Raw genomic sequence first — 21,632 nt, 5'->3', positions numbered from 1 at the left:
AGGACTCTTCCCGCAAACAGGACTTGACTGATGACGCAATACAACCAATTTAACCAACTCGTTGGCGACGCTTTACCTGACTGGCAGCCACGCCCATGGCCGCAGCGCCAGACCTTACAAGGACAGTCATGCCGCCTGGAACCGCTTGCCGTTAAACACGCGCAAGCGCTGTTCAACGCCTATAGACAGGCGCCTGATACCCGCGCCTGGACCTGGCTTTTGCGTGAACCGGAAAACAGCGTTGCCGAGTTCAGCGCCTGGATTGCCAGCATCAGCGAGCTTAACGACCCGCTTCACTTCGCGGTAATTGATGAACAGAGTGGGCAGCCGGTCGGATCGTTAGCGCTAATGCGTATTGACGCCAAAAACGGCGTCGTTGAAGTCGGCCATGTTCACTTTTCGCCGCTGCTGAGCCGCAAAGCGATGGCCACCGAGGCACAGTGGTTGCTGATGCGTTATGTCTTTGAGTCGCTCGGCTACCGTCGCTATGAGTGGAAATGCAATAGCCTGAATGAACCATCGCGGCGCGCGGCGCTGCGCTTAGGCTTTCAGTTCGAGGGGCGCTTTCGACAAGCGCTGGTGATAAAAGGCCACAATCGCGATACCGACTGGTTTTCCATTATCGATAGCGAGTGGCCGCAGGTGGATAGCGCGATGCGCCAGTGGCTGGCCGCTGGTAATTTTGATGCCAACGGCCAGCAATATCTCACGCTGGAGAGCTTCCGCAAGCCTACGAATTAACGCCGTTTTTTACGTCCCTGCACCGCTTTAAAACGCGGATTGCTTTTGCAGATAACGTACAGCCGCCCTTTGCGTTTCACTATCTGGCAATCCGGGTGGCGCTGTTTAGCGCTACGCAATGAGTTCAGTACCTGCATATTTAGCTCCTTTTGGCATCAATAAAACCACCGAAGCGCTGACGGAAACGAGCGGCGCTACCTTCGGTGGCATGCGTTTTCTGCTTACCGGTGTAATACGGATGGGATTTAGACGAAACATCTAAGGTGACATACGGATAGGTCACGCCATCCAGTTCAATCTCACGCTCGGTTTTAATAGTGGATCCCACTTTGAAGTACTCGTTCACGCTCGTATCGTGGAAAACGACGGTACGGTAGTGCGGATGAATATTAGCTTTCATAGCGAACCTCAATTAATATGTTATAACATAACAATTAAGGTACACCGTTGAACGCCAAAGATCAACCACAGGAAATTAACGGTTTCAGCAAGAACCACGCGATGTCTCAGGAGGCGATGATTTGCCCCCCTTCTCCCAAATCGCGGCATTCGCGATCCGGGTCTTTTTTTCGCTTTCGCGTATACTCAGAGCAATTCCCCGTTAAAATAAGGACATACCCATGACGACTCGCCATTTAATGAGTCTGGTTACAGGGGTACTTATTCTCGCGATCGTGCTGCCCATCGCCTTAAGTATCTGGCTGGCAATGCGTCAGGCGCAGGCGCAGTTTTATAGCGAGCTCGACCACTACTCAAAACGCATTGTGATGCGCGTGGAACAGGTCGCCGCTCAGGCCAAAGAAGCATTACAAGAAGCCGATGCGCACAGCGCCACCGCCTGTTCACCAGAACATCTGTTGAATATGCGCCGCATTGCCTACACCCATCGCTATGTGCAGGAAGTTCTCTGGCTGCGTAATTCGGTGCCGATGTGCTCATCGCTTGAGGATCACCAGGTCTCAGTCACGTTTCCGCCCCCCGACCACGTGACTGCCGACGGTTACAGCACCTGGCTTACCTCGATCAATGACCTCGGCCTGCAGCATCGCATGACCGCTTTCGGCAATAAAAATCATATTGTGATGATCGACCCGGTGTCGTTTATTGATGTTATCGCCACCGGTCAGGAAAAGATCCACACGATATTATTCGGTACCGAGCACGATCAGGTGGTGATCAGTAGCCAACCGATCGATCCCGCGGTTTGGACGCGAATTAAAAACCTCCATAGCGAGACGCTGACGCTGAATGACACCGTCTATCGCGTGCATATCATCCCTGAACTGGGTCTTGGCGTCGCCAGTTGGTCGTCCACGCAGCCACTGGATGCGCGCCTTCGCCAGCAGCTGCTGCTATGGCTGCCGATTGGGCTCTTTACCAGCCTGTTGACCTCTTTTTTACTTCTGCGCCTGCTGCGCAGATTACGCTCGCCGCGTTATGGCATGCTGGATGCGCTGCAATCCGATGCCATCCAGGTTTACTATCAGCCGATCGTCTCGCTGGAGGATGGTAAAATCGCCGGCGCCGAAGCGCTGGCCCGCTGGCAGCAGCCGGATGGGACCTTTTTATCACCGGATATTTTCATCCCGCTAGCCGAGCAAACCGGGCTTATCACCCGGTTGACCGAGGATATCGTGCGTAAAATCTTTTCCGATCTCGGTCCCTGGCTGCGCCATCATCCGCAGATGCACATTTCTATTAATCTGTCGGTAGATGACCTGCGCTCACCCACGCTACCCAAACTACTCAAGGAGCAGCTGGCGCGCTGGGGAATCAACGCGGAACAGATCCCCCTTGAGCTTACCGAACGCGGCTTTGTCGATCCGCAAACCACCCTGCCGGTGATTATTGGCTATCGCCAGGCGGGACACCGGATCTCGATTGATGATTTCGGCACCGGTTATTCCAGCCTCAGCTACCTGCAGACGCTGGATGTGGATACGCTGAAGATCGATAAGTCATTTGTCGATACGCTGGAATATAAACCTCTCACGCCACATATCATTGACATGGCGAAGGCGCTGAATCTGGCGATCGTCGCCGAAGGGGTGGAAACCCCCGCTCAGCGCGACTGGCTGCGCGCGCATGGCGTCAATTACGCGCAAGGCTGGCTGTACTGTAAGGCGCTGCCGAAAGAGGAATTTATTCAGTGGGCGGAAAATAATATTAAAGCGCATTAATATCATGTGCGGCGCGCTGGCAACCAGTCGCGCCGCCGGATTTACTCGTCAAGAATCGGCGCAAAACCGCCGAAGATCATGCGCTTGCCGTCAAAGGGCAAGCTATCGCTAAGCGCTTTGATCCGCGGGTCGCTCATCATTTTCGCATTGGCCGCGTCCCTGATCTCTTTAGACGGGTACTCGATCCAACTGAATACCACTTCCTCATCCGCCTGCGCTTTAACCGACATGCGGAAATCCGTCATCTTCCCTTCCGGGACATCATCCGACCAACACTCCACCACGCGCGTGGCGCCAAACTCTTTAAACAACGGCGCCGATTTTGCTGCCAGTTCGCGGTATGCCTCCTTATTTTCCGCAGGGACGGCAACGACAAAACCATCAACATACTTCATGAGTGAGTCTCCGAAGTGAACAGCGCCGGCGGCATATCCGTCGGCGTCTGAATGATAAGTTTAGTCGCTGCTATTGCGAACGGCGATTTCAGGACGCCAGTTCACGGCTTTTAGCCGCCGCACTGACTGGCCGCGGTTGACGGAACCAGGGCAAAAATAGCTGGATCAGCGGGCCGATAGCAAAGGCGTAAACCACGGTGCCAACCCCGACTTTACCGCCCAGCAGCCAGCCAATTAGCAGCACCGAGACTTCGATGGCGGTACGGATACCACGCAGCGACCAGCCGGTCCGCGCGTGCAATCCGGTCATCAGGCCATCGCGCGGTCCGGGGCCAAAACCGGCGCCGATATACATCCCGGTCGCTATCGCATTCATCACCACCGCGCCGGCTAGCAGCAGGCTACGCGCGGGCAGCGATTCCAGCGGCGGAAGTACCGCGAGAGTGGCATCGGCCGCAAGGCCCAGCACGATGACATTGCTAATGGTGCCGAGACCCGGCATCTGGCGCAGCGGGATCCACAGCAGCAGCACCGCGGCGCCGGTCACAATAATCACCGTGCCGAAACTGATATTAAGCTGTTTCGCCACCCCCAGATGAAACACATCCCACGGGTCGGCCCCGAGGTTGGCATGGACGAATAATGCCGTCGACACGCCATAGAGAACCAGACCGATATAAAGTTGTAGCAAACGACGGACCATAAACACCTCAGTATGTATTGCGAACTCCCCCATCATCAGCAAAAATGGATTGGTAATTAATGGCCAGTTTTTGAAAAGTGGATCGCTATGTCAGTACGTCGTTTTGGAACACAATCGCTGGTACGCCTGCTCGGCAACTGGCAGGCCCCTTCCTCGCGCGCGCCGCTGTGGCGGCAGCTGGCGGAAGCGCTGCGTCTATTGATCCTTGATGGAAGGCTGGCGCTGGAGACCCGTTTGCCCGGCGAACGAGAACTGGCGACGGCGCTAAATGTTAGCCGCACCACTATCGCCAGCGCGCTGGGGTTATTGCGAGAAGAAGGCTATCTGCAAAGTCGCCAGGGGAGTGGTTCACGCATTGCGCTACCTGCCGGCCCTCTGCTGCCCGGTGAACAGACGCTTTCGGCGCCTTCGGTCAATCTCGCCACCGCCGCCCTCAGCGCCGGACCGGAAATTCATCAAGCCTACAGCCACGCGCTGACGCTGATGCCGCAGTATTTGTCCTATACCGGGTACGATCAGCAGGGGTTAGTCGATTTACGCACGGTGATTGCCCGCCGCTATAGCGAACGCGCACTGCCGACGCAGGCAGATGAAATCATGATCGTAAATGGCGCGCTGAGCGGATTTGCCCTGGTACTGCGTTTGTTAACCGGGCCAGGCGACCGGGTGGTGGTTGATGCTCCCTCCTATCCGATGGCAATTAACGCCATTCGCGGCGCCTCCTGCCGGCCAGTAGGCGTGGCGTTACCGGAAAAGGGCTGGGACTGCGACGGACTGGCGGCAACCATTGCGCAAACCTCGCCGCGGCTGGCCTTTATGATGCCGGATTTTCATAATCCCACCGGCCGCTGCATGGATAGCGAGACCCGGCAGCGCGTCGCCGATCTGGCCGCCAGCACCCGAACGACGCTGGTTGCCGACGAGACGATGGTGGATTTATGGTACAACGCCCCGCCGCCGCCGCCGCTGGCGGCTTTCAATCCTGAAGCGCCGATAATCACTATTGGTTCCGCGGGGAAAACGTTCTGGGGTGGACTGCGAGTTGGCTGGATCCGCGCGCCCGCGTCGACTATCGCCTCGCTCATCCAGGCGCGGGATACGCTCGATCTCGGCTCGCCGCTGCTGGAGCAGCTGGCTTGCCGTTGGCTACTGGAAAACGAAAAGGCGTTATTGCCGCAACGGCGTGCGATGCTGGCCGCGCGTCGCGATATGTGCGCCGCATTAATGGCGGAATATTTTCCCCACTGGCGCTTTTGCGTCCCCGAGGGCGGGCTGTCATTTTGGGTGGAGCTGCCGGAAATGTTAGCGACACAGTTCTCAGTGCGTGCGGAGAATGCCGGCATTCATATCGGTACCGGTACGCGTTTCGGCCTGGAGGGGGCCTTCGATCGTTATTTACGTTTGCCTTTCACCCTGCCGGATACGGAATTGCGCAATGCCTTCAGCATTTTACAACCGCTGTGGCAGTCCCTTACGCAACAGAAAGAAATGACGCGAATGCGTAAAATAATATAATAAAATATCGACGGGCTGGAATCAGCCCGTCAAAAACCACCATCCATGATGAATATGAGATGTTTTATAAAATTGCAGTGCCATCTTGCCTACGCCGCATGTCATTAAAATGACAACCGCGTAATCATTTCATTAATGCTGGCGCGGAATTGGAAAACCTTTTAGCGAAATAATAAAGCCATCGTCATCTTTTTTTATTTTTGCGCCGGTTTCACACCAGTCGGAAGCAATGCGAAAAAACTCATCACTACCGATATTCCAGTTCAGGCGCACGTGCTTAACGTACCCGGAACGCAGCAGGTCACAGGCTTCACTGTAGCTGCTGGCTGTAGAGAATTGTTGTTTCATCTTTTCTTCTTCAGAAGTTTTCGTAATGCTTTGATTTCTTTATGGGTTAACGGCGACGCTTCCTCTTCGGTATGCTGGTTATCAATATCCTCATGCGAAACCCCCGCCTCGTCTGCTGAATCAATGGCCGCCAGCGCCAATTGCAGCAGCTTCTCCGTTGCCGTGCCTAAATTCTCGTTATTGACTTCCGCATAATGACGCAGTTTATCTTTTAACTCTGCGTCAATTTTCACATTCAGAACTACTGTGGTCATGATCACGCTTCCCGTGCAATAAAATCATCATAATTAATACACGAAGTTAACATCTTGATCCAGAGATATTATTTATCCTTAATAATACCTGGTAATTCCAGGAAATAATTTGCCCATTATATATGACATGAAGATGACATTAGTATGTCATTATTATTTCACATTTATGACAATGCAAAATTAAGGAATGAAAAAGCGTCGTTTTAGTAACGTAAAACAATAAATGAAGTGAGATTGCTTATAATAGTAGCAGAGAATAAAAGCACAGCAAATGAAGGGAGATTAAATCAGGGTACCCGGAATTGGGTGGGGGCCCTGCCAGCTACATCCCGGCACACACGTCGTCTGCTCTGGCTGCTTCCTTCCGGACCTGACCTGGTAAACAGAGTAGCGTTGCGGGAGAACCAACAGAGCCCCCATTGAGAGCGTTGATAACCAACGCGCTGGCGCATTATCCCTATAGCACTCCTGAATTGCAAGCCACTCGCGTCCAGCTGCTGGTTTATTATGCAAAACGTCGGATTTCCCGGCAAATAGTGCCTTTACCCGGCCTAACGCCCCAGCAATGAGAGAGATTGCGAGCCCCATCGCGGCACAGTTTACCGCAACCCGCCATACTTGTTCGTCCTGTGTCTTTTCAACGTGTTGTCGCTACGGTAATCGCATGACTCAATCGCCACGCCCCACCACCACCTTGCCCATGCCCGCCATTGATGGCGTAACCGTCCCCTTTCACGGCATAAATTTTCTACGCCCCGAGCTGCTGCTGGATTTCGTCAGCATCAGTAGCGCGCCGCTGCTGTCGGTGACCCCCATTGCCCTGCTCTTTTCCACGGTGGGCGTGTTGCAACACGTCGAGCTGCGTAAGCTGCCCGTTGAGGTCAAAGGCCGGGTGGTCTATCCCATCTCATCGCTCAAATACCCGACGCTGCGCGGCAAGCTCATTATCAATGCGCAATCGCAACGGCTAAAATTCCTCGAAAGCCTGATCGCCACCAGCCCGCATGACAATATTCACGGTATGCAGATCCTCGGGCTGGCGCTGGAATTCACCGTCCTATGACGGCTGTACAGCACGCGGTCAAGCGCTTATTCTGAGCTTTTCTCGCGTGAAGGAGTGATGATGGAGGACGCCCACGACAGCTTTCCCCAGCGGGTCTGGCAGATAGTCGCCTCAATTCCGGAAGGGTATGTCACCACCTACGGAGATGTCGCTCTGCTGGCGGGTTCGCCGCGCGCGGCGCGACAGGTGGGCGGCGTGTTAAAGCGCCTACCGGAAGGCTCAACCCTGCCATGGCACCGGGTGGTGAATCGCCACGGCGATATTTCGCTGACCGGCCCCGACCTGCAGCGCCAACGTCAGGCGCTGCTGGCGGAAGGCGTCCAGGTCTCCGGCAGCGGGCATATCGACCTGCAACACTATCGCTGGGTTTATTAAGGGCAAAAAAATGCCCCTGAACAGGGGCATGAAGACGTTTATTGCGCCATCGGCGCCATATCATTAGCCACCGGCACTGGCGCATGCTGCACCGGTACCAGCACCAGATCGGCGCGGTTACCGCCCTGGGTAATCACGGTCTGTACGGTATCGGTAATAAACATCAGCTGGCCATTTACGGTGATCGCCGAACTCAGCAGGATCCGCGCGTTCGGTTTGATATCCGCCTGGTTATACGGCAGAACAAAGTTGAACGGCGCCTGCTTACCTTCTGTGCGGACCGCTTTTTGCGACAATACGCGGGCTGGCGCATCGGCAAGCGACGCATCAGACAACGTCACGGTCAGTACCGCATCCGGCGGTAACGCTACGCGTTGGCGAATATTGATAGTCCCGGAAACATTAGGCTGTTGCTGCGAGGAGCTCAGTGAGGCAATGCCGTAAGGATCGGGTGCCGTCGTCTGATGAGCGGCGTTGCTGTTCGAATTATTCGCACAGGCGGATAAGGCCGCAGCAACGGCGATAGCACTTAACATATAGGCAAATTTCATTATGTTCTCCTTTTCATCCCTTTAGTCACAGGAGTACGTCCTGCCATCACGATGGCTAAGACATTAGTATCGTGAATAAGTGTGGCACAGATCTCAGAATAATTCCCGGAAAGGGGCATTTATTCAGATTATTACACCCATCGGACCACTTGAGATTCCAGGTTATACTTGCCCTCAATATGCGCTGCGTCAGCGCCGCTATCATTAATTGAGGGTATCTATGAGTCAGGCTCTAACCAATCTGCTGGCATTATTAAATCTGGAAAAAATTGAAGAAGGGCTGTTTCGCGGGCAGAGCGAAGATCTCGGCTTACGTCAGGTCTTCGGCGGTCAGGTGGTCGGTCAGGCGCTGTATGCCGCCAAAGAAACCGTGCCTGAGGGCCGCCTGATTCACTCCTTTCATAGTTACTTCCTGCGTCCTGGCGATAGCCAGAAACCTATCGTTTATGATGTTGAAGTACTACGAGACGGCAACAGTTTCAGCGCTCGCCGGGTGGCGGCTATCCAGCACGGTAAACCCATCTTTTACATGACCGCCTCGTTCCAGGCGCCGGAACCGGGCTACGAACATCAAAAAGCAATGCCGGCAGCGCCTTCGCCGGAAGGTCTGCCCTCTGAAACCGATATCGCCCGTAAGCTGGCGCATTTGTTGCCGCCGCAGGCGAAAGAGAAGTTTCTCAGCGACAAACCGCTGGAAATTCGCCCGGTAGAGTTCCATAACCCGCTGAAAGGCCACGTTGCCGAACCCACCCGCCAGGTGTGGATCCGCGCCAACGGCGTAGTGCCGGATGATATTCGTATCCACCAGTCGCTGCTGGGCTATGCATCTGATTTTAATTTCCTGCCGGTTGCGCTGCAGCCGCACGGCGTCGGCTTCCTTGAACCAGGTATGCAGGTCGCCACCATTGACCACTCAATGTGGTTCCACCGCCCGTTCAACATCAACGAATGGCTGCTGTACAGCGTCGAAAGCACCTCTGCCTCCAGCGCCCGCGGCTTTGTTCGCGGCGAATTCTATACCCAGGACGGTATTCTGGTCGCCTCGACGGTGCAGGAAGGCGTCATGCGTAACCGCAATAACTAATTCGCGACGGGCCCACAACGGGCCCGCTTACCTTTAACGGTCAAGCAATTCGCGCGCATCGGCAATAAAATCCCCCAGCAGTCCGTTGCGACTCTGCCGCCGCCAGCATAACGTGAGCGTCGTTACGGCAAAGGTCTCTTCTAACAGGCAATAACTGACTTCCGACACCAGCATGGCGCTTTGCGTCTCGGGCACCAACGTCACCCCCATCCCCATCGATACCTGGCCAATCGCCGTGGAGACATCACGCGTGTACTGAATCTTACGGGGTGTAAAACCCGCCTGCCGACAGGCGCTGATGGCCGACCACCCCAATCCGACGCCGCTGGGATCCTGCTGAATGAAAAACGTCTCTTCCGCCAGCGCCGCGAGTGGAATTGCGCGCCTGCTGGCGAGCGCATGATGGCGAGGCACCACCGCCACCAGCGGCCGGGTCGCAATATCCAGCGACTCCAGTTCATCATATTGCGCACCTGGCGAGCGGATAAACGCCAGGTCGACCGTTTCGCTTAATAAACCGGTTATCAGGTCGTTAACGTTATGCTCTTCAATTAACAAATCGGCTTCGGGTTGGCGTTGACGATAATTTCGTATTAACACGCTCAGCGCCGGGTCAAAAATAGCCGAGCCAACGTAGCCAATTTTCAACTGCCCTTTACGCCCCTGTCGCAAACTGCGCGCATTCTCGCGAAATTTATCGCAGTGGCCGAGAATCATCCGCGCCTCGGCCAGCAAAAATTGCCCTTCGGCGGTCAGGGCGACGTTGCGTCGATCGCGAGTGAACAGCGGTAGCTCCAGCGCGCTTTCGAAACTTTTAATCTGCTGGGTCAGCGCTGGTTGCGTGATATGCAGACGCTGCGCCGCCCGGCCAAAGTGCAACTCTTCCGCCAGAACCGTAAATGCCTGTAGTTGTCGATAATCCATCACGCCCTCCCGAAAACACTGATAATAATATCTTATTAAAATAAGGGGAAATGTGATTGGACTCTTATCGGTATCTGGTGAGAATTAATAGCCATTGCCAGAAAACTGAAGGAAGCACAATGTCTGAACAACATGTAAAAGTAACCGATCTGCGTTCTGCTTTGGCACTATTAAGCCAGTACGATAATGAACTGATCTACACCGACGAACCCGTCGACCCCATTGCCGAACTCTCCGGCGTATATCGCTACGTCGGCGCCCACGGCACCGTTCAGCGCCCGACCCGCGTTGGCCCGGCGATGATCTTTAACAAGGTCAAAGGCTATGATGATGTCAGGGTGCTCATTGGCCTGCTGTGTTCGCGGCAGCGCGTTGCGCGCCTGTTTGGCACCACGCCGGAAAATCTGGCGTTTATGCTCAAAGACTCCGTAGCGAATCCTATCGCGCCAATCACTATCCCGCGTGAACGAGCGGCCTGCCAGGAAGTGGTGCATCTGGCAAGCGATCCTGATTTCGATATTCTCAAAATATTACCCGCGCCGACTAACACCCCGGAAGACGCCGGCCCCTACTTTACCCTCGGTATGTGCTATGCCGCGGATCCGGAAACCGGCGACCATGACGTCACCATCCACCGCCTGTGCGTACAGAGCAAAGACGAAATCTCAATGTATTTCGTACCGGGTCGTCATCTCGACACCTTCAGGCAAAAAGCCGAGGCCGCCGGGAAAGCGTTGCCCATCTCGATTAGCATCGGCGTGGATCCGGCGATTGAAATTGGCGCCTGCTTTGAACCACCGACCACTCCTCTCGGGTTTGACGAACTCTCTATCGCCGGCGCTCTGCGTAATCAGGCGGTCGAGCTCAGCGAATGCGTGAGCGTCAACGCCCGCGCCATCGCTAATGCCGAAATCGTTATTGAAGGTGAACTGCTGCCTGGCGTGCGGGTACGCGAAGACCAGAATACCAACAGCGGCAAAGCCATGCCGGAGTTCCCCGGCTACACCGGTAGCGCTCAGGCGGAAGTGCCGGTGATAAAAGTTAAAGCGATTACCCACCGCCGCCACCCGATTCTGCAAACCTGTATCGGGCCGAGCGATGAGCATACCAATCTGGCCGGGATCCCGACCGAAGCCAGCATTCTGCAAATGGTAGAGCGCGCGCTTCCAGGCTTCGTACAAAACGTCCACTGTCCCTCTCCGGGGACGGGTAAATATCTCGCCGTGCTGCAGGTAAAGAAACGCACCCCCAGCGATGAGGGCCGTCAGCGCCAGGCGGCGCTACTGGCCTTTTCCGCCTTCTCTGAGCTGAAGCACGTGATGCTGGTCGATGAGGACGTCGATGTATTCGACATCAACGACGTCATGTGGGCGATGACCACCCGCTATCAGGGCGATGTCAGCACCGTGTTTATTCCCGGCGTACGTTGCCATCCGTTGGATCCATCATCCGACCCGGCCTTCAGCCCATCGATTCGCGATAGCGGTATTGCCTGCAAAACCATTTTCGACTGCACCGTTCCGTGGAATATGAAAGCCCACTTCCAGCGCAGCCAATTTATGGAAGTGGATGTTGACCGCTTTATCCCTGGCTTCAGTAAGAAATAAATTTCACGCAAAGAAAAAGCCTCCCGGACGGGAGGCTTTGACGCTTATGGAGAGTGCTCGCTTTATCAGGCGTTGTAGGCGTTTTCGCCGTGGCTGTTGACGTCCAGTCCTTCGCGCTCCTGCTCTTCCGGCACGCGCAGGCCGACGGTCATCGCCGCCACTTTGAAGCCGATATACGCGACGACGGCGGACCACACCACGGTAATGCCGATACTTTCCAGCTGTACCAGCAACTGATGCCCCATCGTTACGCCTTCCGCATAGCCGACCCCGCCAAGGGTGGTAGAGGCGAAGATGCCGGTCAGGATACAACCGATGATGCCGCACACGCCGTGAACGCCAAACACATCGCATGGGTCATCGACGCGCAGCCAGCGTTTCAACACCGTGACGCCCCACAGCCCGGCCAGGCCGGCGATGATACCAATAATCAGCGAGCCGCCAACGCCAACGTAGCCGCACGCCGGAGTAATGCCGACCAGGCCGGCAATCGCGCCGGAGCAGGCACCCAGCAGCGACGGTTTACCGCGAGTGGCCCATTCGCCGAAGGTCCAGGCCAGAATCGCGCCAGCGGTCGCCACGACGGTATTCACGAAGGCCAGCGCGGCAATTTCGTTGGCCGCGCTGGCGGAACCGGCGTTAAAGCCGAACCAGCCAACATACAGAATCGCCGTACCGGTAAAGACCATCGGCAGGTTATGCGGTTTAAACGCTTCTTTGCCAAAGCCCACGCGTTTGCCCATCATATACGCGCCCACCAGCCCCGCCACCGCGGCGTTGATGTGTACGACGGTACCGCCGGCGAAGTCCAGCGCACCATGGGTCGCCAGCAGGCCGCCGCCCCACACCATATGCGCAATCGGCACGTAGGAGAGCGTGAGCCAAACCACCACAAAAATCAGTACCGCGGAGAAACGAATACGTTCCGCCAGCGCGCCGACGATCAGGCCCACGGTGATACAGGCGAAAGAGCCCTGGAAAGCGACATGGATATACTGATAGAACGACCCCATTAACGCTTTCAGTTCAATATTTTTCAGCATGACCCAGTCGAAGCTGCCAAAGAAGCTACCGCCGCTTCCGAAGGCAAGCGTATAGCCATAGATAACCCACAGCACGCAAACCAGGCCAAAAGTCACAATGACCTGAGTCAGCATTGAGAGCACGTTTTTACCGCGAATCAGGCCGCCGTAGAACAACGCAATGCCGGGGATTGTCATAAACAGCACCAGCGCGGTGCAAATCATCATAAAAGCGTTGTCGGCTTTATCCGCCACCGCCGGTTCGGCCGCCAGCGCCAGTCCCGGAAGCAGCGCCAGCGCTCCCAGAGCCGTTTTCATCGTCGTTCTCATCATCTCTTCATCCCCATCGCTGTGTGGTCAGGCAATTACAGTGCCGCTTCGTCGGATTCGCCGGTACGAATACGAATCACGCGCTGCAGTTCGGCGACAAAAATTTTGCCGTCGCCAATTTTTCCGGTCCAGGCGGCCTTGCCTATCACCTCGACAACCTCGTCCAGCTGATCGTCGGCAATCGCAATATCAATTTTTACTTTTGGCAGGAAATTGACGCTGTATTCGGCGCCGCGATAGAGCTCAGCATGGCCTTTCTGGCGGCCGAAGCCTTTCACTTCCGTGACCGTCAGGCCCTGAATGCCGATGGAGGACAACGCTTCGCGAACGTCTTCCAGTTTGAATGGTTTGATTACCACGGTAACCAGCTTCATAAATCCCCTCCAGTCAGTATTTGATAGTGGCCGCTGCTAACACAGGAGATAAAGCAAGGGATATGCCAAAAATGAAAACGGGCCGTGAATCGGCCCGTTTACGGAGAAAAAAACGCGAGGATGTTACTGGCGAGACGGCAAATGACCGCTAATGCGCAAAAATGCACCAATACGGTGCGCCCTTAGTGAGCAAGTTGCACCACTTCATGTCACCCCTGCACCAATGCCTGCTGATGGTGCATCAGGCGCTCAGCGACTCCTCCTCAACGCTGGCGGCTAACTCTTCGCCAGCCAGCTGTAGCTGGTACATCTGCCAGTAGCGGCCCTTCGCCGCCAGCAATTGCTGATGGTTTCCGCGCTCGACGGCCTGGCCACGGTGCAACACCAGGATCGTATCAGCCTCGACGATAGTCGACAGACGGTGGGCGATGACGACCAGCGTGGTGTGCTCGCGCACTTTCGCCAGCGCCTGCTGGATAGCCTGCTCGGTACCGGAGTCGATATTCGCTGTCGCTTCATCGAGGATCAGCACCTGTGGCGTTTCGACCAGCACGCGAGCCAGCGCCAGCAGCTGTTTCTGGCCCACCGACAGGTTGTTGCCCTGCTCGCCCAGTTGGGTATAAATCCCGTCGCTCATTTCACGGGCAAGGTCAGCGAGCTGCACCGCCTCCAGCGCTTCCCAGACCTGCTGCTCGCTGATATCACGCCCCAGCGTCACGTTGGCATAGAAGGTATCGGCTAATACCACCGGATCCTGTTGCACCATCGCGACGCCCCGACGTAAAGCGCTGTGGCTTAACGACGACAGCGGGCGGCCATCGAGGCGAATTTCGCCTTTAGTCAACGGGTAGTAGCCCATCATCAGGCTGGCCAGCGTGCTCTTGCCGCTACCGGTATGGCCAACCAGCGCCACAAAACCGCGCGAAGGAATATCCAGATTGATATCCTGCAGCACCAGCCGGTCGTCGCGATAGGCGAAAGAGACGTTATCAATCGCCACCGCGCCGCTGCGTAACGGCGCGCTATCGCTACCCCAGCTCTGGCGCGGACGGTCCATCAGTTCAAACACGCGCTCGCCCGCCACTACCGCCTGCTGCAGCATCGACTGCTGGGTGGTAAGTTCGATCAGCGGTTCGTTCAGGCGTCCGAGGTAGCTAATGAAGGCGTATAACACCCCGACTTCGATACTTCCGGAAGCGCTAAAACCAAACAGCATCAGCAGGCCGCAGAGGATCAGCGATGAAAACAGGCTTAACAGCGGGCGCAGCAGAAAACCATCCAGACGCAGCGTCTGCATGCGCGCCAGATAGTGACCGTAGCTGGCTTCACGCATCCGCTCGCCGAATCGCGCCTGCTGGCGAAACTGCTGAATAACGCCCATCCCGTTGATGACTTCGTTGAAGCCATCATTGATATCGGCAAGCCAGGCGCGCATGCGACGCACGATCGGCGTACTGTAACGCTGATAGATAGCCATCACGATCAGCACCGCCGGGAAGATAGCCACCGCCACCAGCGCCATTCGCCAGTCGAGACTAAACATCGCCACTAGCATCGCACCAATCAGCGCCGCGCTGCGCAGCACTGTCGCCACAACCGTCACGTACAGGTCGCGAATCACTTCGGTGTCGTTGGTAACGCGCGAAATCAGTTGACCGACCGGTTGTGTATCAAACTCGCTGAGCGGTTGGCGCAGCGCGGCGTCCATCACATCGCTGCGCAACTGCTGCACCACGCCGACCGCCGCCCGGTTAAACAGCAGCGCCTGGTTATAGTGCAGCGTAGCGGCAAGGATCTGCAGACAGATATAGGCCGCCGCCAGGCCGCTGACCAGCTTCACCGGCAGCGATTGTTTCGCCACCATGTTATCAATGAAATAGCTTATCAGCAGCGGGCCGCTGACTTCCGCAGCCGCCGCTATCCACATCATGATGACCGCAATGATAAGCGGCTTACGCCACGGCGAACCGTAGGCCAGCAGACGTTTAAGGGTCGGCCAGAGATGAGCGAAATTACGCATCAACCGCCTCCTCATCCTGCGGCGCATCGTCAAGCGCCGCTTCCAGTTGCTGATAGCGATACATATCGCGATACCATCCCGTCTGGACGACAAGCTGCTCGTGGCGGCCGCGCTGCGCGATATGGCCGTGTTGCAAAACCAAAATTTCACTGGCTTCGGTTAATGCTGAGAGGCGATGGGCGCTGATGATCACCGTCCGCCCCTCCCCCCACTGGCGCAGGTTATGCAAAATATCATGCTCCGTCCGTCCATCAACCGCCGACAGCGCGTCATCGAGGATCAGGATTTCCGCCTCCAGCAGCAGCGCGCGGGCAATGGAAATACGTTGTTTCTGACCGCCAGAGAGCATTACCCCGCGCTCGCCGACTTCCGTTTCATAGCCCTGCGGCAGGCGCAGAATATCATCATGCACGCTGGCCAGCCGCGCGACGCGCTCGATTTGCTCCCGGCTCGCGTCCGGTTTACCCAACGCAATGTTATTCGCTACGGTATCGGAGAACAGGAATGGGGTTTGATTGACCACCGCCAGTCGCCCTCGCCAGCTATCAAGCTGCAGGCGGGTCAGCGGAATATCATGGAAACGGATATCCCCCTCGGTGACATCAAAATGGCGCTGGATAAGGGAAAGAATGGTGCTTTTCCCGGCTCCCGTCGGACCGCAGATACCGAGCATCTGCCCCGGCCGCAGAGTGAAGTTAACCTTCTCCAGCGACGGTTTCGCCGCCTGCGGATAGATAAATTCACGTACCGCCACGTTAAGCGAACCGCGCCCCTCCGGCACCGTTTCGGTGCCATCGTTGACCACCGGCGCTTCTTCCAGCATCGAACGAATACGTCCGTAGGCGGCGCTACCGCGCTCAACGATATTAAACATCCACGCCAGCGCCAGCATTGGCCAAATCATCAGGCCAAGGTACATGACAAAACTGGTTAACTGGCCAAGGGTCAGCTCGCCCTGCAACACCAGCCAACTGCCGCCGCCGATTGCCAGCAGGTTGGCCGCGCCAATGGCAATATAAATTGTCGGGTCGAAGCGGGCATCAATACGCGCGACCCGCATGTTCTTCGCCCCGGTATCCGCCGCATCGGCGGCAAACTGCGCCGACTGACGATCCTCAAGGCCGAACGCTTTAATCATACGTATGCTGGTCAGGCTTTCCTGCGTACGATCGTTAAGGCTGGAAAAAGCCGCCTGTGCCACACGAAAGCGCTCATGCAGGGCATCGCCATTACGCTTGATAGCCAGCGCCATAAACGGCATCGGCACCAGCGCCAGTAGCGTTAGCTGCCAGCTGATTTGCGTCGACATCACAATCAGTACCGCACAACCCATCACCAGTGAGTCCACCAGCGTCAGGACCCCCTCGCCGGCGGCGAAGACGACGCGGTCAACATCGTTGGTCGCGCGGGCAATAAGATCGCCGGTACGGTGACGCAGATAGAAGGCCGGATGCTGGCGGCTGAGCTGACGGTAGAAGTCTTCACGCAGTTCAACGGCCAGTTGATAAGAGGCGCCGAATAGCAGCACGCGCCAGACATAGCGCAGCAGATAAATCATCACCGCGATAACGACCAGCGCGCCGATCCACATCCACACCTGCTCTGCGGTGTAATGTTCTTTAGTCACGCCGTCGACCACAATCCCCACTACTTTCGGCGGGATTAGCTGGAGTACGGCAATAACGGCAAGCAGAGCGACGGCGCCGAGATAGCGGCGCCACTCCCGGCGAAAGTACCAGCTAAGTTGAGCAAATAATCGCAAACGGTAAAATCCTGAATGTATAATTCGTGGCGGCAAAAAGCCGTTAATCAATAGGCAAGGCCGTGGTGTATTTTATCTGTTCCATGGCAAAACTCGAAGTGACATCCGACAGCCCCGGCACGCTGTTCACCAGACGTTTATAAAAGTCGTCATAGCGCTTCATATCCGCGACCTGCACCCGTAGCAGGTAATCGTACTCGCCAGCCATACGCCAGAAACCCAGTACTTCCGCCATTTGCGTCACTTCGCTAACAAAGCGGCAGTACCAGTCACTGCTGTGATGCTGGGTTTTTATCAAAACGAAGGCGGTTAGACCGAGCCCCAGCTTTTCCGCATCCAGAATGGCCACGCGCTCGCGCAGGATACCTTCGTCCTCAAGGCGCTTGAGCCGTTTCCAGCAGGGCGTGGTGGTCAGATTAACGGCATCCGCCAGCGCCTGCAAAGAGAGGGTGCAGTCAGTTTGCAGCAACGACAGCAGCTTACGGTCAATTTTATCTAACATAAGGCCACCAGAGAGAATAATTTACTCCCGTAATTGTAATTGAAAGGCCAAATAGCAACAATTTTTCCCGCACAATCCGCTAAGCTGGGCACAAAATGACAAACAGGAATCCGAGATGAACAGCGCCTGGGTAAAACATGCCATTAGTGAAATTAACGCCGACTACCAGCGTTCCGCCGATACACACCTGATCCGCCTGACGCTGCCTGGTTTTCCGGGTATCCCTATTTATCTGAAAGATGAAAGTACGCATCCAACCGGTAGCCTCAAGCACCGTCTGGCGCGTTCGCTATTTCTCTACGGACTGTGCAACGGATGGATCAAAGAAGGCACTACGATTATCGAATCGTCTTCGGGTTCGACGGCGGTCTCAGAAGCCTATTTCGCTCGCCTGCTGGGCCTGCCGTTTATTGCCGTGATGCCCTCCTGCACCGCGAAACGTAAAATCGAACAGATTGAATTTTATGGCGGACGCTGTCATTTCGTCGACAACGCCTGCGAAATTTACGCCGCTTCTGAAATGCTGGCGCGCGAGTTGAATGGCCACTATATGGATCAGTTCACTTTCGCCGAGCGCGCCACCGACTGGCGCGGCAATAACAATATTGCCGACAGCATTTTCCGCCAGATGACCCACGAGCCGCACCCGCAGCCGTCGTGGATCGTCATGAGCGCCGGTACCGGCGGGACTTCTGCGACCATTGGCCGCTATATTCGCTGTCAGGGCTACGAGACGCAACTGATGGTGGTCGACCCGCAGAATTCGGTGTTCCTCGATTACTGGCAGAGCCGCGACGCCAGCCTGCGTAGCCCGGTCGGTAGCAAAATTGAAGGTATTGGCCGCCCGCGCGTCGAACCCTCGTTTATTCCCGACGTCGTCGATGAAATGTTGCGCGTGCCGGATGCCGCCAGCGTCGCCACCGCACTGTGGCTGGAAACCCAGCTTGGAAGAAAAGTCGGCGCCTCCACCGGCACCAATATGTGGGGCGTACTGCAGCTGGCCGCACGGATGCGCGATGAAGGACGTACGGGCTCTATCGTCACCCTGTTGTGCGACAGCGGCGAACGTTACCTCGAAAGCTATTATAACCCGCAGTGGGTCGCGGCGAATATCGGCGATATTACCCCGTGGCAGACGCAGATTATGCAACTGAGCGGCGCGCAATAAAAAAAGCCGGATAGAACGCTATCCGGCTTGCTGGTAGGGTCTCTCTATTCGGGGGAATAAGGAAGATCAGGATTATCCAGCCAATGTGTTAAAAAGTGGGAAACCGCCTGATGACGGCAGTCGCCGATGATCGGTAGATGCGGCAGTTCAGCTTTGAGCTGCGGCATCGCGTTACCCATAATGAATCCTCGCCCTACGCTACCAAGCATCTCGCGATCGTTCATTGCATCGCCAAATGCCATGCAGTCCTGCAACGAGAAACCTAAGTGCTGGCTCAGCACCGCCAGCGCCGTGCCTTTATTACAGCCGACCGGCAGTACCTCCAGACAATCCATCGCCGAAAAGCAAATAAACGCGCGAGCGCCTAACGCTTCATTTAGCTGGATCCGCAGACGGCGCAGATCGTCATGATCGCCGCAGAAACAGATCTTGGTGACGTGGTGCGCCGGCATCCGTTTCGGATCGCGCAGTTGATAATGAAAGCCGCTGAAGGCGTGAGCTCGGAGCAGTTCCGGCCTTGCCTGGCCGGTAAACCAGCCGCCGTCGTTAAAAACGTGCATGCTGGCCTGAGTATCCCACACGCTATGCAGCACCTCTTCCGCCACTTCAGGGTTCAAATCCTGACGGTACAGCTCGTCGCCTTCCAGTGAATGGATGCGCGTACCGTTGCCGGTAATCAGAAAAGCATCAAGGGAAAACTCGCCGATCAGATGGCGCATTTCCAGAGCATGGCGACCGGTGGCGAAAGTCAGGGCGATATCGCGTTCACGCAACCGTCTCAGCGCCGTGAGGGTCAGTTCTCCGAGACGATGGTCCGGCATCAGCAGGGTGCCGTCCATATCAAATGCCGCCAGTTTTGCCATGGTATTTTCCCCGATGTGTGATGGGTTTCGCTTGTGTTGCAGTATCGCCTGAGATATACGGAAGTAATAGTGAATAGATATTTTTTATTGTTCCGGGTTTTCCGCAAATGAGATTATTAAACCGTTTAAATCAGTACCAGCGGCTATGGCAGCCGTCGTCCGGCGCGCCGCAGCAGGTGACCGTCGGCGAACTGGCGGAGCGCTGTTTTTGTAGCGAGCGCCATATCCGTACGCTGTTACGCCAGGCCCAGGAGGCCGGTTGGTTAAGCTGGCAGGCCAGCTCCGGGCGCGGCAAGCGCGGAATGCTTTGTTTTCACAAAACTCCGGAAAGCCTGCGTAACGAGATGATGGAACAGGCGCTGAATAAGGGTCAGCAGCAAAACGCGCTGGAGCTGGCGCAGTTGGCGCCGGTTGAGCTGAAAGCGTTGCTGCACCCCTTCCTCGGCGGCCAGTGGCAAAACAATACCCCGACGCTGCGTATCCCTTATTATCGGCCGCTGGAACCGCTGCGCCCCGGTTTTCTTCCCGGTCGTGCGGAACAACATTTGGCCGGGCAGATCTATTCCGGCCTGACGCGTTTCGACGATAGCGATAATACGCCGGTGGGCGATCTGGCGCACCACTGGCAGGTATCACCCGATGGATTACGGTGGCACTTTTATATCCGCTCGACCCTGTGCTGGCATAACGGCGATACCGTGGAAACCTCACAGCTGCGGCAAAGACTACTGTTGCTACTGGAACTGCCGGCTCTCCGCACCCTTTTTGCCAGCATTAGCCGCATCGATGTCACCCACGCCCAGTGTTTGACGATTACGCTGCATCGCCCGGACTACTGGCTACCGTTCCGTTTAGCCAGCTATTGCAGCGTGCTGGCGCATCCTGACGATCCGGCAATCGGCAGCGGCCCGTTCCGATTGAAACTTTTTGGCCCGGATCTGGTTCGTCTGGAAAACCATCCCCGCTACCATTTACAGCATCCGCTGATCCAGGCGGTAGAATACTGGATCACGCCGCAGCTATTCGAAAGCGATCTCGGCACCAGCTGTCGCCATCCGGTACAGATCACCATCGGCGATCCTGAGGAGCTCAATAATCTGCGCCAGGTGAGCAATAGCATCAGCCTCGGTTTCTGCTATTTGACCCTGCGTCAGAGTCCACGTCTCAGTAAAGCGCAGGCCCAGCGGCTGATTTCGATTATCCACCGCTCGTCGTTGCTGGAAACGCTACCGCTGGACGAAGATCTGATCACGCCGAGCCATGAGGTACTGCCCGGCTGGTCCATTCCTCAGGGCCCGGAAAACCATGAGGTGCCGCTGCCTCGCCAGCTTACCCTGCTCTATCATTTGCCGGTCGAATTACACACTATGGCTGAGCAGCTGAAACGGCGCCTCGCCTCTCTCGGCTGCGAACTGACGCTCATTTTTCACGACGCCAAAAATTGGGACGGCTGCCGATATCTGGCACAGGCCGATATGATGATGGGCGATCGCCTGATTGGCGAAGCGCCGGAATATACCCTTGAACAGTGGCTACGCTGCGACACGCTATGGCCTAATTTGCTGACCGGGGCGCAATATGCGCACCTGCAGGCAACATTAGATGCCGTGCAGGCGCAGCCCGAAGCGCGTAGCCGCAACGATGCCCTGCGCAACGTCTTCAATACGCTGATGGATGACGCCATCATGACGCCGTTATTCAAATACAATTACCGCATCAGCGCACCGCCGGGTGTTAACGGCCTGCGCCTCAATGCCCGAGGCTGGTTCGACTTCGCCAGCGCCTGGCTACCGGCATCATCGGCGTGAGAGAGCTGGTCGCCGCGAGCGTCTGACGGTACCATATCGCTCT

The 21,632-nt window shown here is 56.1% G+C and carries 23 protein-coding genes and 1 other RNA gene; 9 read left to right on the top strand and 15 right to left on the bottom strand.

Features of this window, described 5'->3' with window-relative positions:
* The first annotated feature begins 30 nt into the window (after nt 1-30).
* The gene (locus PGR09_RS01205) at nt 31-741 is read left to right on the top strand and encodes a GNAT family N-acetyltransferase (RefSeq protein WP_213797359.1); all 711 of its coding nucleotides are present in this window, start codon (nt 31-33) and stop codon (nt 739-741) included.
* Here the strand turns inward: PGR09_RS01205 and ykgO are convergent.
* Nucleotides 738-878, bottom strand: a complete 141-nt coding sequence (gene ykgO / locus PGR09_RS01200; RefSeq protein ID WP_003859006.1) for a type B 50S ribosomal protein L36 — start codon at nt 876-878, stop codon at nt 738-740. The two genes, PGR09_RS01205 and ykgO, sit on opposite strands and share 4 nt — an antisense overlap.
* A gap of 2 nt (nt 879-880) precedes the next feature.
* Nucleotides 881-1,141 carry a type B 50S ribosomal protein L31 gene (locus PGR09_RS01195; protein ID WP_015367923.1) on the bottom strand — a complete coding sequence of 87 codons (261 nt, stop codon included), beginning with the start codon at nt 1,139-1,141 and terminating at the stop codon, nt 881-883.
* 220 nt (nt 1,142-1,361) lie between these two features.
* Between PGR09_RS01195 and PGR09_RS01190 the strand changes: the two genes are divergently transcribed.
* Nucleotides 1,362-2,921, top strand: coding sequence for an EAL domain-containing protein (locus PGR09_RS01190; RefSeq protein WP_045393551.1), 1,560 nt, complete (start codon nt 1,362-1,364; stop codon nt 2,919-2,921).
* A gap of 41 nt (nt 2,922-2,962) precedes the next feature.
* Here the strand turns inward: PGR09_RS01190 and PGR09_RS01185 are convergent, their stop codons facing one another.
* Entirely contained in the window at nt 2,963-3,316 is a 354-nt protein-coding gene (locus PGR09_RS01185; RefSeq protein ID WP_315709546.1) for a DUF1428 domain-containing protein, read from the bottom strand.
* A gap of 88 nt (nt 3,317-3,404) precedes the next feature.
* The gene (locus PGR09_RS01180; RefSeq protein WP_045393554.1) at nt 3,405-4,019 is read right to left on the bottom strand and encodes a YczE/YyaS/YitT family protein; all 615 of its coding nucleotides are present in this window, start codon (nt 4,017-4,019) and stop codon (nt 3,405-3,407) included.
* A gap of 87 nt (nt 4,020-4,106) precedes the next feature.
* Here PGR09_RS01180 and PGR09_RS01175 point away from each other — a divergent pair, with 87 nt between their 5' ends.
* Entirely contained in the window at nt 4,107-5,534 is a 1,428-nt protein-coding gene (locus tag PGR09_RS01175) for a PLP-dependent aminotransferase family protein (RefSeq protein ID WP_315709544.1), read from the top strand.
* Nucleotides 5,535-5,666: 132 nt separating this feature from the next.
* Here PGR09_RS01175 and PGR09_RS01170 read toward each other — a convergent pair whose 3' ends face one another.
* The 3 genes from PGR09_RS01170 to ffs all read right to left on the bottom strand — a co-directional run bounded on the left by PGR09_RS01170 (nt 5,667) and on the right by ffs (nt 6,546).
* Nucleotides 5,667-5,882, bottom strand: coding sequence for a hypothetical protein (locus PGR09_RS01170; RefSeq protein WP_015367928.1), 216 nt, complete (start codon nt 5,880-5,882; stop codon nt 5,667-5,669).
* A complete protein-coding gene (locus PGR09_RS01165; protein WP_410794423.1) occupies nt 5,879-6,136 on the bottom strand; it encodes a hypothetical protein in 258 nt (85 codons plus the stop codon). The genes PGR09_RS01170 and PGR09_RS01165 overlap by 4 nt, the downstream gene beginning before the upstream one ends.
* 313 nt (nt 6,137-6,449) lie before the next feature.
* Nucleotides 6,450-6,546: signal recognition particle sRNA small type (ffs, locus tag PGR09_RS01160), an RNA gene on the bottom strand.
* Between the two features lie 254 nt (nt 6,547-6,800).
* On the opposite strand from ffs, the gene PGR09_RS01155 reads away from it, so the two are divergent.
* Both PGR09_RS01155 and PGR09_RS01150 read left to right on the top strand, forming a co-directional pair.
* A complete protein-coding gene (locus PGR09_RS01155; RefSeq protein WP_315709540.1) occupies nt 6,801-7,199 on the top strand; it encodes a dTDP-glucose pyrophosphorylase in 399 nt (132 codons plus the stop codon).
* A 60-nt stretch (nt 7,200-7,259) separates the two neighbouring features.
* The gene (locus PGR09_RS01150; RefSeq protein WP_015367931.1) at nt 7,260-7,574 is read left to right on the top strand and encodes an MGMT family protein; all 315 of its coding nucleotides are present in this window, start codon (nt 7,260-7,262) and stop codon (nt 7,572-7,574) included.
* 38 nt (nt 7,575-7,612) lie between these two features.
* On the opposite strand, the gene PGR09_RS01145 is transcribed toward PGR09_RS01150, so the two are convergent.
* Nucleotides 7,613-8,125 carry a YbaY family lipoprotein gene (locus tag PGR09_RS01145; protein WP_047047039.1) on the bottom strand — a complete coding sequence of 171 codons (513 nt, stop codon included), beginning with the start codon at nt 8,123-8,125 and terminating at the stop codon, nt 7,613-7,615.
* Nucleotides 8,126-8,345: 220 nt separating this feature from the next.
* Here PGR09_RS01145 and tesB point away from each other — a divergent pair, with 220 nt between their 5' ends.
* Entirely contained in the window at nt 8,346-9,209 is an 864-nt protein-coding gene (gene tesB / locus PGR09_RS01140) for an acyl-CoA thioesterase II (RefSeq protein WP_047047036.1), read from the top strand.
* A gap of 33 nt (nt 9,210-9,242) precedes the next feature.
* Here the strand turns inward: tesB and PGR09_RS01135 are convergent, their stop codons facing one another.
* Nucleotides 9,243-10,133, bottom strand: a complete 891-nt coding sequence (locus PGR09_RS01135) for a LysR substrate-binding domain-containing protein (protein WP_047078645.1) — start codon at nt 10,131-10,133, stop codon at nt 9,243-9,245.
* Between the two features lie 119 nt (nt 10,134-10,252).
* On the opposite strand from PGR09_RS01135, the gene PGR09_RS01130 reads away from it, so the two are divergent.
* The gene (locus PGR09_RS01130) at nt 10,253-11,740 is read left to right on the top strand and encodes a UbiD family decarboxylase (protein ID WP_045393572.1); all 1,488 of its coding nucleotides are present in this window, start codon (nt 10,253-10,255) and stop codon (nt 11,738-11,740) included.
* Nucleotides 11,741-11,805: 65 nt separating this feature from the next.
* Here the strand turns inward: PGR09_RS01130 and amtB are convergent, their stop codons facing one another.
* From amtB to PGR09_RS01105, 5 genes are all read right to left on the bottom strand, one after another.
* Complete coding sequence (amtB, locus tag PGR09_RS01125; RefSeq protein ID WP_045393574.1) at nt 11,806-13,095, bottom strand: ammonium transporter AmtB; 1,290 nt, start codon at nt 13,093-13,095, stop codon at nt 11,806-11,808.
* Nucleotides 13,096-13,127: 32 nt separating this feature from the next.
* Nucleotides 13,128-13,466, bottom strand: a complete 339-nt coding sequence (gene glnK, locus PGR09_RS01120) for a P-II family nitrogen regulator (protein WP_015367937.1) — start codon at nt 13,464-13,466, stop codon at nt 13,128-13,130.
* A 241-nt stretch (nt 13,467-13,707) separates the two neighbouring features.
* A complete protein-coding gene (locus PGR09_RS01115; RefSeq protein WP_045393576.1) occupies nt 13,708-15,486 on the bottom strand; it encodes a SmdB family multidrug efflux ABC transporter permease/ATP-binding protein in 1,779 nt (592 codons plus the stop codon).
* Nucleotides 15,479-17,248, bottom strand: a complete 1,770-nt coding sequence (locus PGR09_RS01110; protein WP_289577443.1) for a SmdA family multidrug ABC transporter permease/ATP-binding protein — start codon at nt 17,246-17,248, stop codon at nt 15,479-15,481. Before PGR09_RS01110 ends, PGR09_RS01115 begins: the two co-directional genes overlap by 8 nt.
* Nucleotides 17,249-17,291: 43 nt before the next feature.
* Nucleotides 17,292-17,750, bottom strand: coding sequence for an Lrp/AsnC family transcriptional regulator (locus PGR09_RS01105; RefSeq protein WP_045393580.1), 459 nt, complete (start codon nt 17,748-17,750; stop codon nt 17,292-17,294).
* A 115-nt stretch (nt 17,751-17,865) separates the two neighbouring features.
* Between PGR09_RS01105 and PGR09_RS01100 the strand changes: the two genes are divergently transcribed.
* Nucleotides 17,866-18,918: a PLP-dependent cysteine synthase family protein gene (locus PGR09_RS01100; protein WP_045393582.1), complete on the top strand. Its 1,053-nt coding sequence runs from the start codon at nt 17,866-17,868 to the stop codon at nt 18,916-18,918.
* A 44-nt stretch (nt 18,919-18,962) separates the two neighbouring features.
* Here PGR09_RS01100 and cof read toward each other — a convergent pair whose 3' ends face one another.
* Nucleotides 18,963-19,781 (bottom strand): HMP-PP phosphatase, encoded by an 819-nt coding sequence (gene cof, locus PGR09_RS01095; protein ID WP_047047021.1) that lies wholly within the window; start codon nt 19,779-19,781, stop codon nt 18,963-18,965.
* A gap of 107 nt (nt 19,782-19,888) precedes the next feature.
* On the opposite strand from cof, the gene PGR09_RS01090 reads away from it, so the two are divergent.
* On the top strand, nt 19,889-21,589 hold the full coding sequence (locus PGR09_RS01090) for an SgrR family transcriptional regulator (protein WP_045393586.1): 1,701 nt from the start codon (nt 19,889-19,891) through the stop codon (nt 21,587-21,589).
* The last annotated feature ends 43 nt before the right edge of the window (nt 21,590-21,632 follow it).

Source organism: Klebsiella sp. 141251 (assembly GCF_050600725.1).
Lineage (GTDB): Bacteria > Pseudomonadota > Gammaproteobacteria > Enterobacterales > Enterobacteriaceae > Klebsiella > Klebsiella aerogenes.
The sequence above is the reverse complement of the archived record's forward strand: the minus strand, read 5'-3'. Positions and strand labels throughout refer to the sequence as shown.

Coding starts and splice junctions, on each gene's coding strand:
- PGR09_RS01185 (WP_315709546.1), bottom strand. CDS start 3,316: ATGAAGTATGTTGATGGTTTTGTCGTTGCCGTCCCTGCGGAAAATAAG.
- PGR09_RS01180 (WP_045393554.1), bottom strand. CDS start 4,019: ATGGTCCGTCGTTTGCTACAACTTTATATCGGTCTGGTTCTCTATGGC.
- PGR09_RS01145 (WP_047047039.1), bottom strand. CDS start 8,125: ATGAAATTTGCCTATATGTTAAGTGCTATCGCCGTTGCTGCGGCCTTA.
- PGR09_RS01155 (WP_315709540.1), top strand. CDS start 6,801: ATGACTCAATCGCCACGCCCCACCACCACCTTGCCCATGCCCGCCATT.
- PGR09_RS01115 (WP_045393576.1), bottom strand. CDS start 15,486: ATGCGTAATTTCGCTCATCTCTGGCCGACCCTTAAACGTCTGCTGGCC.
- PGR09_RS01195 (WP_015367923.1), bottom strand. CDS start 1,141: ATGAAAGCTAATATTCATCCGCACTACCGTACCGTCGTTTTCCACGAT.
- PGR09_RS01090 (WP_045393586.1), top strand. CDS start 19,889: ATGAGATTATTAAACCGTTTAAATCAGTACCAGCGGCTATGGCAGCCG.
- PGR09_RS01130 (WP_045393572.1), top strand. CDS start 10,253: ATGTCTGAACAACATGTAAAAGTAACCGATCTGCGTTCTGCTTTGGCA.
- PGR09_RS01135 (WP_047078645.1), bottom strand. CDS start 10,133: ATGGATTATCGACAACTACAGGCATTTACGGTTCTGGCGGAAGAGTTG.
- cof (WP_047047021.1), bottom strand. CDS start 19,781: ATGGCAAAACTGGCGGCATTTGATATGGACGGCACCCTGCTGATGCCG.
- PGR09_RS01170 (WP_015367928.1), bottom strand. CDS start 5,882: ATGAAACAACAATTCTCTACAGCCAGCAGCTACAGTGAAGCCTGTGAC.
- PGR09_RS01165 (WP_410794423.1), bottom strand. CDS start 6,136: ATGACCACAGTAGTTCTGAATGTGAAAATTGACGCAGAGTTAAAAGAT.
- ykgO (WP_003859006.1), bottom strand. CDS start 878: ATGCAGGTACTGAACTCATTGCGTAGCGCTAAACAGCGCCACCCGGAT.
- PGR09_RS01190 (WP_045393551.1), top strand. CDS start 1,362: ATGACGACTCGCCATTTAATGAGTCTGGTTACAGGGGTACTTATTCTC.
- PGR09_RS01205 (WP_213797359.1), top strand. CDS start 31: ATGACGCAATACAACCAATTTAACCAACTCGTTGGCGACGCTTTACCT.
- PGR09_RS01100 (WP_045393582.1), top strand. CDS start 17,866: ATGAACAGCGCCTGGGTAAAACATGCCATTAGTGAAATTAACGCCGAC.
- PGR09_RS01105 (WP_045393580.1), bottom strand. CDS start 17,750: ATGTTAGATAAAATTGACCGTAAGCTGCTGTCGTTGCTGCAAACTGAC.
- PGR09_RS01150 (WP_015367931.1), top strand. CDS start 7,260: ATGGAGGACGCCCACGACAGCTTTCCCCAGCGGGTCTGGCAGATAGTC.
- PGR09_RS01175 (WP_315709544.1), top strand. CDS start 4,107: ATGTCAGTACGTCGTTTTGGAACACAATCGCTGGTACGCCTGCTCGGC.
- amtB (WP_045393574.1), bottom strand. CDS start 13,095: ATGATGAGAACGACGATGAAAACGGCTCTGGGAGCGCTGGCGCTGCTT.
- tesB (WP_047047036.1), top strand. CDS start 8,346: ATGAGTCAGGCTCTAACCAATCTGCTGGCATTATTAAATCTGGAAAAA.
- glnK (WP_015367937.1), bottom strand. CDS start 13,466: ATGAAGCTGGTTACCGTGGTAATCAAACCATTCAAACTGGAAGACGTT.